Genomic DNA, 14533 nt, shown 5'->3' with positions numbered 1-14533 from the left:
CGCGTCCGGCCCATTGTCAGTGCTGCCCTCTACGGTTTGTGCATCGGCGAATCGTGAGCGGGCGGCGGTGACGGTGGGCGAGGGGGCACCCGCGTGGCGCGGGGGATTCGGGCGGCTGTGGACGGCCGCCGTGGTCTCCCGGTTCGGGGACGCGTTACGGGCGTCCGCGCTGCCCCTGCTGGCCGCGCGCCTGACCGACGCGCCGCTCGCCATCGCTTCGGTGACCGCCTGCGGCTATCTGCCGTGGCTGCTGTTCGGCCTGCTCGGAGGTGCCGTCGCGGACCGGGTGGACCAGCGGCGCGCGATGTGGGCCGTGGACACGGTACGAGGGCTGCTCGTCGCCGCCTTCGCACTCGCCGTGGCGCTCGGTCACGCCTCGATCGTTCTCCTGCTTCTGCTCGCCTTCGCGCTCACCACCCTGCAGACCCTCTTCGACAACGCCTCCACGGCCCTGCTGCCGTCCCTGGTGGACCGGCACGCCCTGGGCGGGGCGAACGCCCGGCTGATGACCGGCCAGCAGATCGCCGGCGGCCTGCTCGGCGCCCCGCTGGTGCCGCTGCTCCTGACGGCCGGCGCGTCGGTGCCCTTCGCGGCCGACGCGATCACCTACCTCGCGGCCGCCGTCCTGGTCGCCTCGCTGCGGACCCGGCCGCCCGAGCGGGCGCCACGCCCGGCCGGCAGCACCCTGCGCACGGAGATCGGCGAGGGCCTGCGCGCCCTGTGGCAGGACCGCGCCCTGCGGGCCACCTGCGTGGCCACCCTGCTCTGCAACATCGGCATGGGCGCGCTGATCGCCACCCTCGTGCTGCACGTCACGCGCTGGCTGCAGGCCGGCACCGCCGGATACGCCGCGGCCATGACCGCGTACTCGGCCGGCAGCATCACCGGCGGCTTCCTCGCCCAGCGCATGGCCCGCCGCACCGGCCGGGTGCGGGCCCTGCTGGTCGCCGGGACGGTCCAGACGTCGGCCCTGCTGCTCATGGGCACCGTCCGGCACCTCGGCGCGCTCGTCGCCGGCATGCTCCTGCTCGGCGCGATGAACATGGTGTGGAACGTCAACCAGGTCACGCTGATGCAGCAACGCGCGCCCGAGTCGATGACCGGCCGGATCGCCGCCGCCTTCCGCACCTCCTCCACCTCCGGTGCGCCGCTCGGCGCCCTCCTCGGCGGAGCCGTCGCGGGAGCCTACGGCCTGAACGCGCCCGCGCTGCTGGCCGCCGTCCTCTTCGGCCTGGCCGTCACCTCGTTGATACCGGTGCGCAAGCCGGACGTACCTGTTGTTGCGCCGCGGGACCGCGCGACGGCAGGCCGTGCCCCGAGCTGATCAACTAGGTTGGAACGGCAGCGGCGCAGGCACGCAACAGGACAGGTGCAAGGAAGAAGGCTGAAGTCGGAATGAACGCAGACGGCCGTACCAGGCTCAACCAGACGCCCGAGTGGACCGCGCTCGCCGAGCACCGGGAGGAGCTCGCCGAGACCCATCTGCGGGACCTGTTCGCCGCCGACCCGGGACGCGGCACGGGCTACACCCTCCAGGTCGGCGACCTCCACGTCGACTACTCGAAGCACCTGGTCAACGACGAGACGCTGCGGCTGTTGCGGGAGCTGGCCGCCGCCACCGACGTCTTCGGGCTGCGGGACGCCATGTTCCGCGGCGAGAAGATCAACGTCACCGAGAACCGCGCGGTGCTGCACACGGCCCTGCGCGCCCCGCGCGACGCGGTGATCGAGGTCGACGGCGAGAACGTGGTGCCGCAGGTGCACGCGGTCCTGGACAAGATGGGCGCCTTCGCCGACCGGGTCCGCTCCGGCGCCTGGACCGGTCACACCGGCAAGCGCATCCGGAACGTCGTCAACATCGGCATCGGCGGCTCCGACCTCGGCCCGGCGATGGCCTACGAGGTGCTGCGCAGCTTCACCGACCGCGACCTCACGGTCCGCTTCGTCTCCAACGTGGACGGCGCCGACCTGCACGAGGCGACCCGCGACCTGGACCCGGCGGAGACCCTCTTCATCATCGCCTCCAAGACGTTCACCACCATCGAGACGATCACCAACGCCACCTCGGCCCGCAACTGGCTCCTCACCGAGCTGAAGGCCGGCCAGGAAGCGGTCGCCAAGCACTTCGTGGCCCTCTCCACGAACGCCGAGAAGGTGTCGGAGTTCGGCATCGACACGGCCAACATGTTCGAGTTCTGGGACTGGGTCGGCGGCCGCTACTCCTACGACTCGGCCATCGGCCTCTCCCTGATGATCGCCATCGGCCCGGACCGGTTCCGCGAGATGCTGGACGGCTTCCACCTGGTCGACGAGCACTTCCGCACCGCACCCGCCGAGTCCAACGTCCCCCTTCTGCTGGGCCTGCTGGGCATCTGGTACGGCAACTTCCACGACGCCCAGTCGCACGCGGTCCTGCCGTACTCGCACTACCTCTCCAAGTTCACCGCCTACCTCCAGCAGCTGGACATGGAGTCCAACGGCAAGTACGTGGCGCGCGACGGCCAGGAGGTCGACTGGCAGACCGGCCCGGTCGTCTGGGGCACGCCGGGCACCAACGGGCAGCACGCGTACTACCAGTTGATCCACCAGGGCACCAAGCTGATCCCGGCGGACTTCATCGGCTTCGCCGAGCCGGTCGCCGAGCTGAGCGGTGAACTCAGGGCGCAGCACGACCTGCTGATGGCGAACTTCTTCGCGCAGACCCAGGCGCTGGCCTTCGGCAAGACCGCCGACGAGGTCCGCGCGGAGGGCGTGGCCGAGGAGCAGGTGGCGCACCGCACCTTCAAGGGCAACCACCCGACGACGACCGTCCTAGCGAAGGAACTCACCCCGTCGGTCCTGGGCCAGCTGGTGGCGTTGTACGAGCACAAGGTCTTCACCCAGGGCGCCGTCTGGAACATCGACTCCTTCGACCAGTGGGGTGTGGAGCTGGGCAAGGTCCTCGCCAAGCGCGTGGAACCGGCCCTGACCGAGGGCGCCGAGGTGCCCGGCCTGGACCCGTCGACGAAGGCGCTGGTGGCCAAGTACCGGGAGCTGCGCGGGCGTTAGGCCCGGAAATGAAGAACCCGTACGGCCACCTGGGCCGTACGGGTTCTTTTCAGTGCTCCGTCACGCCGAAGCCGGCGGATACAGCGATCGCGGCAGCTGGGAGGCTGCCGTCGAGTCCAGGAGCCACAGGGTGCGCTGGCGGCCCTGGGCGCCTGCTGCCGGGGCCTGGATCTCGCCCGCGCCCGAGAGGGCGATGGCGACGGCCTCGGCCTTGTCCTCGCCCGCCGCCAGCAGCCAGACCTCGCGGGCCGAGCGGATGGCGGGGAGGGTGAGGGAGACGCGGGTCGGCGGGGGCTTGGGGGCGCCGTGGACGCCGACCACCGTGCGTTCCGTCTCGCGGACCGCGGGGAGCTCAGGGAAGAGCGAGGCCACGTGGGTGTCCGGGCCGACGCCCAGCATCAGGACGTCGAAGGTGGGCACCGAGCCGTGGTTCTCGGGGCCGGCCGCGCGGGCCAGCTCCGCCGCGTAGGCCTCGGCCGCCGCGTCCACGTCCGTGCCCCAGGGGCCGTCCGACGCGGGCATGGCGTGCACGCGCTTCGGGTCCACCGGGACCTGGCCGAGCAGGGCGTCGCGGGCCTGGGTGACGTTGCGCTCCGGGTCGTCCTCGGGCAGGAAGCGCTCGTCGCCCCACCAGAGGTCGAGCCGGCCCCAGTCGATGGCGTCCCGGGCCGGGGCCGCCGCCAGGGCCGCCAGCAGGCCGTTGCCGTTGCGGCCGCCCGTGAGGACCACGGACGCCTCGCCCCGGGAGGCCTGGGCGTCCACGATCTTCGTGATCAGACGGGCCGCGGCGGCCTGCGCCATCAGTTCCTTGTCGCGGTGCACGACCAGCTGGGGAGTGCTCATGTCGCCTTCGCCCTCTTCTTCAGCGGCGGCCTTTCCTGCGGTGCCGCTTCTGTCGTGGGAGCCTCGGCAGCGGCTTCGGGGGCTGCTGCGAGGGTGACCGGTTCTCCTTTGGGCAACGAGTCCGGCGCCGAGGCGGTGTCCTGAGCCGTCGGAGCCGGTTCCGCCGCGGGAGCCGCCGACGCGTGCAGACGCTCCACACCGAACCGCAGTGCCGAGGCGTAGGTGTCGTCCGGGTCGAGCCGGCGCAGTTCCTCCGCGATCAGCTCGGCCGTGTCGCGCCGCTTCAGCGCCACCGCACGGTCCGGCTGACCGTCGATGGACAGGGTCGCCAGGGAGCCGTCCGCGCGGTCGAGCGCGATCGCGCCCTCGCTGGTGGCGAGCCGCACCGCGGTCAGGCCGGGGCCGGCCGAGAGGGAGCGCTTGACGGGGACGTCCAGCCGGTCCGCGAGCCACATCGCCAGCAGCTCGCAGCTAGGGTTGAACTCCTCGCCCTCCACCTCGACCGCCCTGACCTCGCAGACCACCTGGTCCAGGGCCGCCGCCAGCATCGAGCGCCAGGGCGTGATCCGGGTCCAGGACAGGTCCGTGTCGCCGGGGGTGTAGGCGTCCGCGCGGGCGGACAGCTCCCGTACCGGCTGTTCGGAGGAGTAGGTGTCGGTGACCCGGCGCTGGGCGAGGGCGCCCAGCGGGTCCTTCGCCGGGTCGAGCGGGGCGTTCACCGGCCACCACACGACGACCGGCGCGTCGGGCAGCAGCAGCGGCAGCACGACGGAGTCGGCGTGGTCGGCGACCTCGCCGTGCAGCCGCAGGATCACCGTCTCGCCGGAGCCCGCGTCCGCGCCCACCCGGACCTCGGCGTCCAGGCGGGACGCCGTACGGTCGCGGGGGGAGCGGGAGACGCGCTTGATGACGACCAGCGTGCGCGAGGGGTGCTCGTGCGAGGCGTCGCCGGCGGCCTTCAGGGCGTCGTACGCGTTCTCCTCGTCGGTGACGATGACGAGGGTGAGCACCATGCCCACGGCGGGCGTGCCGATGGCCCGGCGGCCCTGCACCAGCGCCTTGTTGACCTTGCCGGCCGTGGTGTCCGTGAGGTCTATCTTCATGGGCGGCGCCAGCTCCGTCCGTCTCGTGCCAGCATCTCGTCGGCCTCCGCGGGGCCCCAGGTGCCGGACTTGTACTGGGCGGGCCTGCCGTGCTTGTCCCAGTGCTCCTCGATCGGGTCGAGGATCTTCCAGGACAGCTCGACCTCCTCCGTGCGCGGGAAGAGGTTGGAGTCGCCGAGCAGCACGTCCAGGATCAGCCGCTCGTAGGCCTCCGGGCTGGACTCGGTGAACGACTCGCCGTAGGCGAAGTCCATCGACACGTCCCGGATCTCCATCGAGGTGCCGGGCACCTTGGAGCCGAAGCGGACCGTGATGCCCTCGTCGGGCTGGACGCGGATGACGATCGCGTTCTGGCCCAGTTCCTCCGTCGCCGTGTGGTCGAAGGGGGAGTGCGGGGCCCGCTGGAAGACCACCGCGATCTCGGTGACCCGGCGGCCCAGCCGCTTGCCGGTGCGCAGGTAGAAGGGGACGCCCGCCCAGCGGCGGTTGTCGATCTCCAGCTTCACCGCGGCGTAGGTGTCGGTCTTCGACTTGGTGTCGATGCCGTCCTCTTCGAGGTAGCCGATGACCTTCTCGCCGCCCTGCCAGCCGGCCGCGTACTGGCCGCGCACGGTCGAGCGGCCGAGGTCCTTCGGCAGCCGTACCGCGCCGAGCACCTTCTCCTTCTCCGCGGCCAGTGCGTCCGCGTCGAAGGAGGCCGGCTCCTCCATGGCGGTCAGGGCCATGAGCTGGAGGAGGTGGTTCTGGATGACGTCACGGGCCGAGCCGATGCCGTCGTAGTAGCCGGCGCGGCCGCCGATGCCGATGTCCTCGGCCATGGTGATCTGCACGTGGTCCACGAAGGACCGGTTCCAGATCGGCTCGTACATGGTGTTGGCGAAGCGCAGCGCCAGGATGTTCTGGACGGTCTCCTTGCCGAGGTAGTGGTCGATCCGGAACACCTGGTCCGGTTCGAACACCTCGTGCACGACCTTGTTGAGCTCCTCGGCCGACTTCAGGTCGTGGCCGAAGGGCTTCTCGATGACCGCGCGCCGCCAGGAGCCGCCCGACTGGTCGGCCAGGCCGTGCTTCTTCAGCTGCTGGATGACCACCGGGAAGGAGCGCGGCGGCACGGACAGGTAGAAGGCGAAGTTGCCGCCCGTGCCCTGTGCCTTGTCCAGCTCCTCGATGGTGGAGCGCAGCCGCTCGAACGCGTCGTCGTCGTCGAAGGTGCCCTGGACGAAGCGCATCCCCTGGATGAGCTGCTGCCAGACCTCCTCACGGAACGGGGTGCGCGCGTGGTCCTTGACGGCGTCGTGGACCTCGGCGGCGAAGTCCTCGTGGGCCCACTCGCGGCGGGCGAAGCCGACCAGGGAGAAGCCCGGCGGCAGCAGACCCCGGTTGGCGAGGTCGTAGACGGCGGGCATGAGCTTCTTACGGGAGAGGTCGCCCGTGACGCCGAAGATGACCAGCCCCGACGGCCCCGCGATACGCGGGAGCCGTCGGTCTGCGGGGTCACGAAGCGGGTTCGCTCCGGTACCGGAAAGAGGGGACAGGGTTCAGCCCTCCGAGGGGGCCAGGCGCTCCAGCTCCGCCTGGGTCGACTTGAGCAGGTCGTTCCAGGACGCCTCGAACTTGTCGACGCCCTCGTCCTCCAGGACCTGGACCACGTCGTCGTACGAGATCCCGAGCGCCTCGACTGCGTCGAGGTCGGCGCGGGCCTGCTCGTACGTGCCGGTGATCGTGTCGCCGGTGATGCCGCCGTGGTCCTCGACCGCGAGGAGGGTGGCCTCCGGCATGGTGTTCACCGTGTTCGGCGCGACCAGGTCGTCGACGTACAGGGTGTCCTTGTACGACGGGTCCTTCACGCCGGTGGAGGCCCACAGCGGACGCTGCTTGCGGGCGCCCGCGTTCTCCAGCGCCTGCCAGCGGTCGGAGGAGAAGACCTCCTCGTACGCCTGGTAGGCGAGCCGGGCGTTGGCGACGGCGGACTTGCCCTTCAGGGCGAGCGCCTCGTCGGTGCCCAGGTCGTTCAGGCGCTTGTCGATCTCGGTGTCCACCCGGGACACGAAGAACGACGCCACCGAACGGATGAGCGACAGGTCGAGGCCGCGCTCCCTGGCCTTCTCCAGGCCGGCCAGGTAGGCGTCCATGACCGCGCGGTAGCGCTCCAGCGAGAAGATCAGCGTGACGTTGACGCTGATGCCGAGGCCGATGACCTCGGTGATCGCCGGCAGGCCCGCCTGGGTGGCCGGGATCTTGATGAGGGTGTTGGGGCGGTCGACGAGCCAGGCGAGCTGCTTGGCCTCGGCGATCGTCGCCGTGGTGTGGTGCGCCAGGCGCGGGTCGACCTCGATCGACACACGGCCGTCCTGGCCGTCGGTCGCGTCGAACACCGGGCGCAGGATGTCGGCGGCGTCGCGGACGTCCGCCGTGGTGATCATGCGGATGGCCTCTTCGACGGTGACCTTGCGGGCGGCGAGGTCCGAGACCTGCTGCTGGTAGCCGTCGCCCGAAGAGATCGCCTTCTGGAAGATCGTCGGGTTGGTGGTGACGCCCACGACGTGCTGCTGGTCGATCAGCTCGGCGAGGTTGCCGGACGTGATCCGCTTGCGCGACAGGTCGTCCAGCCAGATCGCGACGCCTTCGTCGGAGAGGCGCTTGAGTGCGTCTGTCATGGAATTACATCTCCTACGTGTCGTATATAGCGTCAGCGCTGGGCGGCGGCGATGGATTCCCGGGCCTTGGCAGCCACGTTCTCGGCAGTGAAGCCGAACTCCTGGAAGAGCACCTTGCCGTCGGCGGAAGCACCGAAGTGCTCCAGGGAAACGATGCGGCCGGCGTCCCCGACGTACTTGTGCCAGGTGAGGCCGATACCCGCCTCGACGGACACGCGCGCCTTCACCGAGGACGGCAGCACGCTCTCGCGGTATTCGGGCGACTGCTCCTCGAACCACTCCACGCACGGCATGGACACGACGCGCGTGGGCACGCCGTCGGCCTCCAGCTGCTCGCGCGCCTCGACGGCCACGTGCACCTCGGAGCCGGTCGCGATGAGGATGACCTCGGGCGTTCCGTTCGAGGCCTCGAAGAGGACGTAGCCGCCCTTGACCGTGTCCTCGTTGGACTCGTACACCGGCACGCCCTGGCGGGTCAGCGCCAGGCCGTGCGGAGCGCCCTTGCCGAAGACCTTGGTGTAGCGGCGGAGGATCTCGCGCCAGGCGATCGCGGTCTCGTTGGCGTCGGCCGGGCGGACCACGTTCAGGCCCGGGATGGCGCGCAGCGAGGCGAGGTGCTCGACCGGCTGGTGGGTGGGGCCGTCCTCGCCGAGACCGATGGAGTCGTGGGTCCACACGTACGTCACCGGCAGGTGCATCAGCGCCGACAGCCGAACCGAGTTGCGCATGTAGTCGGAGAAGACGAGGAACGTACCGCCGTAGACACGGGTGTTGCCGTGCAGGGTGATGCCGTTCATCTCCGCGGCCATGGAGTGCTCGCGGATACCGAAGTGGATGGTGCGGCCGTAGGGGTCCGCGCCCGGCAGCGGGTTGTCCGCCGGGAGGAACGAGCTGTTCTTGTCGATCGTCGTGTTGTTCGACCCGGCGAGGTCGGCCGACCCGCCCCACAGCTCGGGGATGACCGCACCGAGCGCCTGGAGCACCTTGCCGGAGGCGGCACGCGTCGCGACACCCTTGCCGGGCTCGAAGACCGGGATCTTCTCCTCCCAGCCCTTGGGCAGCTCGCCCGCCGAGATGCGGTCGAACTCGGCGGCCCGCTCGGCGTTGTTGTCCCGCCACAGCTGGAACGACTTCTCCCACTCGGCCTTCGCCGAGGCACCGCGCTCGCCGGCCTGCCGGGTGTGGGCGATGACCTCCTCGGCGACGTCGAAGCTCTTCTCCGGGTCGAAGCCCAGGACGCGCTTGGTGGCCGCGACCTCGTCCGCGCCGAGCGCCGAGCCGTGCGCGGCCTCGGTGTTCTGCGCGTTCGGGGCGGGCCAGGCGATGATCGAGCGCATCGCGATGAAGGACGGCTTGTCCGTCACCTTCTTCGCGGCCTCGATCGCGTTGTAGATGGCGTGCGGGTCCAGGTCGCCGTCCGGCTTCGGGGCGATCCGCTGCACGTGCCAGCCGTACGCCTCGAACCGCTTGACGGTGTCCTCGGAGACGGCCGTCTCGGTGTCGCCCTCGATCGAGATGTGGTTGTCGTCCCACAGCAGGACCAGGTTGCCGAGCTTCTGGTGGCCGGCCATCGAGGACGCCTCGGCGGAGATGCCCTCCTGGAGGCAGCCGTCACCCGCGATGCAGTACACGAAGTGGTCGAACGGCGACTCGCCCTGCGGCGCGTCCGGGTCGAACAGACCGCGCTCGTAGCGGGAGGCCATGGCCATGCCCACCGCGTTGGCGACACCCTGGCCCAGCGGACCCGTGGTGGTCTCCACGCCCTTGGTGTGGCCGTACTCCGGGTGGCCCGGGGTCTTCGAGCCCCAGGTGCGGAAGGCTTCGAGGTCTGCCAGCTCCAGGCCGAAGCCGGCCAGGTAGAGCTGCGTGTAGAGGGTCAGCGACGAGTGACCGGCGGACAGCACGAAGCGGTCGCGGCCCACCCAGTCGGGGTCGGACGGGTCGTGCCGCATCACCTTCTGGAAGAGGGTGTACGCGGCCGGCGCCAGGCTCATCGCCGTACCCGGATGGCCGTTGCCGACCTTCTGTACGGCATCGGCGGCCAGGACGCGGGCGGTGTCTACGGCCCGCTGGTCCAACTCGGTCCAGTCGAGGTCTGTGGTGGTCGGCTTGGTGCTCACCCTGAGTCAGGGCTCCTCTCCACATGTTCGGTTACCGGTCCACGGGCACACGCCCGCACCGGCTGCCGGTGCACTGGGTGCCCACCGGCCGTTGTCGAGCCTACCCCCGTAAGGACGTGCATTTTTTCGAGTGTTTCCAGACTGCCGGGACTCTCGGGGATCCGCCTCCCGACTGGCCGAGAAGGCATTCGGCACATGAATACGGAACCGCTCATCTGACTGCTCAATCGAGCCACCCCACCCCTCTCCCGAGACGCCCCCCAACACGACCCCACCCCCGCGAAGGTCGAGGTATGGGCAACGTCTAAAGTGGCGTGGTACGCGCGAGCCTTTACCGTGAGTTCACACGGCGGGGCTCGCTGGGAGTCTCTGTCAGGGGTGTGCGTGACGGCCGTCGAATCCCGTCCAGCGGGGGTGCTCGGTGCGAGCGAGAGCCCGAGCCACCGGCCGTTCGGGGCCCGTGTCAAAGCTTTCGTGGCGCTGACCAAGCCGCGGATCATCGAGCTGCTGCTCATCACCACCGTTCCGGTGATGTTCCTGGCGCAGCAGGGTGTGCCCGACCTGACGCTGGTGCTGCTCACCTGCGTCGGCGGCTACCTCTCGGCGGGCGGCGCCAACGCGCTGAACATGTACATCGACCGGGACATCGACGCACTGATGGACCGGACCTCGCAGCGTCCGCTGGTGACCGGCATGGTCAGCCCGCGCGAGTGCCTCGCCTTCGGCATCACCCTGGCGGTCGTCTCCACGCTGCTGTTCGGTCTCACCGTCAACTGGCTGAGCGCCTGGCTGTCACTCGGTGCGCTGCTCTTCTATGTCGTCGTCTACACGATGATCCTCAAGCGCCGTACCTCGCAGAACATCGTGTGGGGCGGCATCGCCGGTTGTCTGCCGGTGCTGATCGGCTGGTCGGCCGTCACGGACTCCATGTCGTGGGCGCCGGTCATCCTCTTCCTCGTCATGTTCTTCTGGACGCCGCCGCACTACTGGCCGCTCTCCATGAAGGTGAAGGACGACTACGCGCGCGTGGGCGTGCCGATGCTGCCGGTCGTCGCCTCCAACAAGGTGGTCGCCAAGCAGATCGTCATCTACAGCTGGGTGATGGTCGGCGTCTCCCTTCTCCTCACCCCCCTCGGCTACACCGGCTGGTTCTACACGCTGGTCGCCCTGGTGGCGGGCGGCTGGTGGCTGTGGGAGGCGCACGGGCTGCAGAACCGCGCGAAGGCGGAGGTGACGGGCGGGAAGCTCAAGGAGATGCGGCTGTTCCACTGGTCGATCACCTATGTGTCGCTGCTGTTCGTGGCCGTGGCGGTCGACCCCTTCCTGCGCTGACCGCACGGGCCCACATCACATCGCCCTGCCCTCGCCAGTGGATCTACTCGTGAGTAGCATCCTGTCCATGGCAGACACGCAGCAGGTTGACTCGCAGAAGGCCGGCCAGAAGGCCGAGCGCAAGGTGGCGCGCCTCGCCAAGGAGATCAGCGCCTTCGCCAAGGCCCACGGCGGCGCCGAGGGCCAGGTGGCCTACATCGGCGAACGCGGCGCCCGCATCGTCCTCGTCGGCGAGGACGGCGGCTGGGGCGACCTGGTGGCCCCGACGTACGAGATCGCCGAACAGGCGGTCGCCAAGTCCGGCATCACGGTCCACGAGTCCTTCGACGGCGAGTTCGCGGCGAAGGTGACGACGGGCCCGTACGAATGGAAGCGGATGGCGGGCATCCAGATCGGCGGCTGAACAGGCGCCCCCTCGGGGGCGCGGGGATCGGCGGCGGCAACCACGTACGGTCCGCAGCCGCCGATCAACCGGTACCCCCTCCCCGGACCGCGACCTCAGTCCCCGTCGACCCGTTAAGACGGTTAAGCAACCGTCGTCCACGGGGAGCCCGGATGATCGAGACGCCGTCCCTGGTGGACCAGTACTGCCACGGAGTGCTGCGTACGGAGCTGGGCCTCGGCACCTTCGAGGCCCAGCTCGCCCGCACCGAAGGCCCCCCGGCCGCCGGCACCACCCTCTTCGACACCCAGACCGGTTTCGCGGTACGGCGCTGGTGCCCCCCGCTCCTCGGTCTGGAGCCCCACTGCGCGCCGGCCCGCTACCTGGCCCGGCGCCGCGAACTCGGCGTCCTGGAGGCCGGCCGCCGGCTGCTGCGCGGCAGCGGCATCACCACCTACCTCGTCGACACCGGCCTGCCCGGCGATCTCACCGGGCCCGCCGAGATGGCCTCGGCCGGCGCCGCCGCGGCCCGCGAGATCGTCCGCCTGGAACTCCTCGCCGAGCAGGTCGCCGACACCTCCGGCACCGTCGAGTCCTTCCTCGCCAACCTCGCCGAGTCGGTGCACGGCGCGGCGGCGAACGCGGTCGCCTTCACCTCCGTCGCCGGTCTCCGGCACGGCCTGGCCCTGGCCCCCGAGCCCCCCGGCCCTGGTGAGGTCAGAGGCGCGGCCGGCCGCTGGCTGGCGGCCCGCCGGGTCGGCGGCGAGCTGACCGACCCGGTCCTGCTGCGCCACCTGCTCTGGATCGCGGTGGCCTCCGGTCTCCCCCTCCAGCTGCACGCGGGCCTCGGCGAGCCCGGCACCCGGATCGACCGCACCGACCCGGTCCTGCTCACCGACTTCGTCCGGGCCACCGCCGGCCTCGGCACCGACCTGGTCCTGCTGCACGGCTACCCCTACCACCGCCACGCCGCCCACCTGGCCGGCGTCTTCCCGCACGTGTACGCCGACTCGGGCGCGGCCCTGGTGCGCACCGGCGCCCGCGCGGCCACGATCCTCGCCGAGATCCTGGAACTGGCCCCCTTCGGCAAGATCCTCTTCTCCAGTGGCGCCCACGGCCTGCCCGAGCTGCACGTGGTCGGCGCCCGCCTGTTCCGCGAGTCCCTCGCCCGGGTCCTGGGCACCTGGGTCGCCGAGGACGCGTGGTCCCTCGGGGACGCCCAGCGCGTGGCCAGGCTGATCGCGGCGGGTAACGCGAACCGGGTGTACGGGCTGGAGTGAGCTGTACAGACTGGGCGCATGGACACCGAGACGTTACTGGCCCGCTTCCTCCGTGAACTGACCCCGCTGGAGCCCGCCGCCGTCTGGGCGCACGGCTCGCTCGCCGGGGGCGACTACCAGGAGGGCCGCAGCGACCTGGACCTGATCGCGGTGCTGCCGGGCCGGGTGAGCCCGGCCGCCCTGTGGAGGATCGCGGTGGCACACGCCCGCCTGCGCAGGTCGCCGCTCGCCGCCCGGCTGCACTGCACCTATCTGACCCCGTCGACCGCGAGCGACCCCGCCCGCTCCCACCTCACGTGGGCGCACGAGGAGCTGTTCAGACGGCCCGTCACCCCGGTGACCCGGCGTGAGCTGCACGTCTTCGGGCGGGTGCTGCACGGGCGGGCGCCCGCCGGGCTGCTGCCGCCGGTGTCGGACCGGGAACTCGGCGACTTCGTCCTGCGCGACCAGCGGGACTTCTGGCGGCCCGCCGTGGAGAAGGCCCCGCTCTGGCTGCGGGACGACTGGGTCGACGTCGGGATGACCACGTTCGCCCGCGCCACCGTCACCTCGCGCGAGGGCCGGCTGATCTCCAAACGCGAGGCACTCGACCTGCTGCCCGACCTGGGCGCCCCCACCGAGGTCGTCGACGACATCCGGAGCCGCCGTTACGGCGACCCGGCGCCGCCCACCGAGGAGTGGACGGCGCGCCGCGCCCGGCTGACCCGGGACTACCTGGGCCCGGCGATCGACGCGCTCACGGCGTCGTGCGCCTGAACGGGCACGTCGGCCGTCACCTCGGCGCGCTCCCGCAGGGACAGCAGGACGCGCAGCACGCCGATCCACACCAGGCACGAGCCGAACATGTGCAGGCCGACCAGGACGGTGGGCAGGTGCGTGAAGTACTGGACGTATCCGATGACGCCCTGCCCCAGCAGGATCAGGAACAGGTCGCGGACGCGGTCCCGCGGTCCCCGGGGCGCGCCGACGCCCTTGAGGAAGAACCACAGGGCGAAGGTCAGCGACACCACGATCCAGGCGAACACCGCGTGCAGTTCGGCGACGCCCGACCAGCTGACGTCGATGCGCTCGACGTCGCCGGAGTCGCCCGGGTGCGGCCCCGCGCCGGTCACCACCGTGCCGGCCGTGATGAGCAGCAACGTCACGACCACCAGGGCCCACACCAGCTGCTGCACCGCCCTGCCGACCAGCGGACGCGGCTCCCCGTCGCCCTCCCGGGTGCGCTGCCACATCACGGCGGCGACCGTGATGAGGGCCGTCGCCAGCAGGAAGTGGGCGGCGACGGTGTAGGGGTTGAGGCCGACGAGCACCACGATGCCGCCCAGGATCGCGTTGCTCATCACGAGCCAGAACTGCGCCCAGCCCAGCCGGGTCAGGCTGCGCCGGAACGGCTTCTGGGACCGGGCCGCGATGATCGCCCAGCCGACCGCCGCGCACAGCACGTAGGTCAGCATGCGGTTCGTGAACTCGATGGCGCTGTGGTAGCTCAGCGCGTCGGTCGGGGTCAGCGAGCCGGCGGTGCACTCGGGCCAGGTCGGGCAGCCGAGCCCGGAGCCGGTGAGCCGCACCGCGCCGCCGGTGACCACGATGACCACCGACATGACGAGTGCGGCGAGGGCCGCCCGCCGGACGGTCCGGGGATCCGGGGTCCAGCGGTCGGCGATGAAGGCGAGCGGGTTGCGCAGCGCCGCTACGAGGTCGGTGGGGGTGAGCTTTGGCACGGGACCATGGTAGGGGGCCGCTTGTGCATGCGTTCACGAGGGGCGGG

General features: G+C 70.9%; 12 protein-coding genes. 6 read left to right on the top strand and 6 right to left on the bottom strand.

Annotation, left to right across the window (positions count from 1 at the left end; all coding sequences use genetic code 11):
- The first annotated feature begins 73 nt into the window (after window positions 1–73).
- Together ACFZB3_RS20820 and pgi are read left to right on the top strand one after the other, a co-directional pair.
- On the top strand, window positions 74–1324 hold the full coding sequence (locus tag ACFZB3_RS20820; RefSeq protein ID WP_391377822.1) for an MFS transporter: 1251 nt from the start codon (window positions 74–76) through the stop codon (window positions 1322–1324).
- 71 nt (window positions 1325–1395) lie between these two features.
- Entirely contained in the window at window positions 1396–3048 is a 1653-nt protein-coding gene (pgi, locus tag ACFZB3_RS20815; RefSeq protein ID WP_391377120.1) for a glucose-6-phosphate isomerase, read from the top strand.
- A gap of 60 nt (window positions 3049–3108) precedes the next feature.
- Here pgi and pgl read toward each other — a convergent pair whose 3' ends face one another.
- From pgl to tkt, 5 genes are read right to left on the bottom strand one after another with little or no spacing between them, the layout of a single operon-like run.
- Window positions 3109–3891 (bottom strand): 6-phosphogluconolactonase, encoded by a 783-nt coding sequence (gene pgl / locus ACFZB3_RS20810; RefSeq protein WP_391377119.1) that lies wholly within the window; start codon window positions 3889–3891, stop codon window positions 3109–3111.
- Window positions 3888–4994 (bottom strand): glucose-6-phosphate dehydrogenase assembly protein OpcA, encoded by a 1107-nt coding sequence (opcA, locus tag ACFZB3_RS20805; protein WP_391377118.1) that lies wholly within the window; start codon window positions 4992–4994, stop codon window positions 3888–3890. The genes pgl and opcA overlap by 4 nt, the downstream gene beginning before the upstream one ends.
- Window positions 4991–6529 (bottom strand): glucose-6-phosphate dehydrogenase, encoded by a 1539-nt coding sequence (gene zwf / locus ACFZB3_RS20800; RefSeq protein WP_391377820.1) that lies wholly within the window; start codon window positions 6527–6529, stop codon window positions 4991–4993. Before zwf ends, opcA begins: the two co-directional genes overlap by 4 nt.
- Window positions 6530–6532: 3 nt before the next feature.
- Window positions 6533–7651, bottom strand: coding sequence for a transaldolase (gene tal / locus ACFZB3_RS20795; protein WP_391377117.1), 1119 nt, complete (start codon window positions 7649–7651; stop codon window positions 6533–6535).
- 32 nt (window positions 7652–7683) lie between these two features.
- Window positions 7684–9771 (bottom strand): transketolase, encoded by a 2088-nt coding sequence (gene tkt / locus ACFZB3_RS20790; protein WP_391377116.1) that lies wholly within the window; start codon window positions 9769–9771, stop codon window positions 7684–7686.
- A gap of 378 nt (window positions 9772–10149) precedes the next feature.
- Between tkt and ACFZB3_RS20785 the strand changes: the two genes are divergently transcribed.
- The 4 genes from ACFZB3_RS20785 to ACFZB3_RS20770 all read left to right on the top strand — a co-directional run bounded on the left by ACFZB3_RS20785 (window position 10150) and on the right by ACFZB3_RS20770 (window position 13521).
- The gene (locus tag ACFZB3_RS20785; protein WP_189260913.1) at window positions 10150–11103 is read left to right on the top strand and encodes a heme o synthase; all 954 of its coding nucleotides are present in this window, start codon (window positions 10150–10152) and stop codon (window positions 11101–11103) included.
- Between the two features lie 67 nt (window positions 11104–11170).
- A complete protein-coding gene (locus ACFZB3_RS20780; RefSeq protein ID WP_391377115.1) occupies window positions 11171–11506 on the top strand; it encodes a hypothetical protein in 336 nt (111 codons plus the stop codon).
- A 152-nt stretch (window positions 11507–11658) separates the two neighbouring features.
- On the top strand, window positions 11659–12765 hold the full coding sequence (locus ACFZB3_RS20775; protein ID WP_391377114.1) for an amidohydrolase family protein: 1107 nt from the start codon (window positions 11659–11661) through the stop codon (window positions 12763–12765).
- Between the two features lie 18 nt (window positions 12766–12783).
- Window positions 12784–13521: a nucleotidyltransferase domain-containing protein gene (locus tag ACFZB3_RS20770; RefSeq protein WP_391377113.1), complete on the top strand. Its 738-nt coding sequence runs from the start codon at window positions 12784–12786 to the stop codon at window positions 13519–13521.
- Here the strand turns inward: ACFZB3_RS20770 and ACFZB3_RS20765 are convergent.
- A complete protein-coding gene (locus ACFZB3_RS20765) occupies window positions 13476–14486 on the bottom strand; it encodes a COX15/CtaA family protein (RefSeq protein ID WP_391377112.1) in 1011 nt (336 codons plus the stop codon). The genes ACFZB3_RS20770 and ACFZB3_RS20765 overlap by 46 nt on opposite strands.
- Window positions 14487–14533: the final 47 nt, after the last annotated feature.

Source organism: Streptomyces sp. NPDC008092 (assembly GCF_042957285.1).
Lineage (GTDB): Bacteria > Actinomycetota > Actinomycetes > Streptomycetales > Streptomycetaceae > Streptomyces.
Note: the sequence above shows the minus strand (reverse complement) of the source record. Positions and strands in the feature narration are given on the sequence as shown.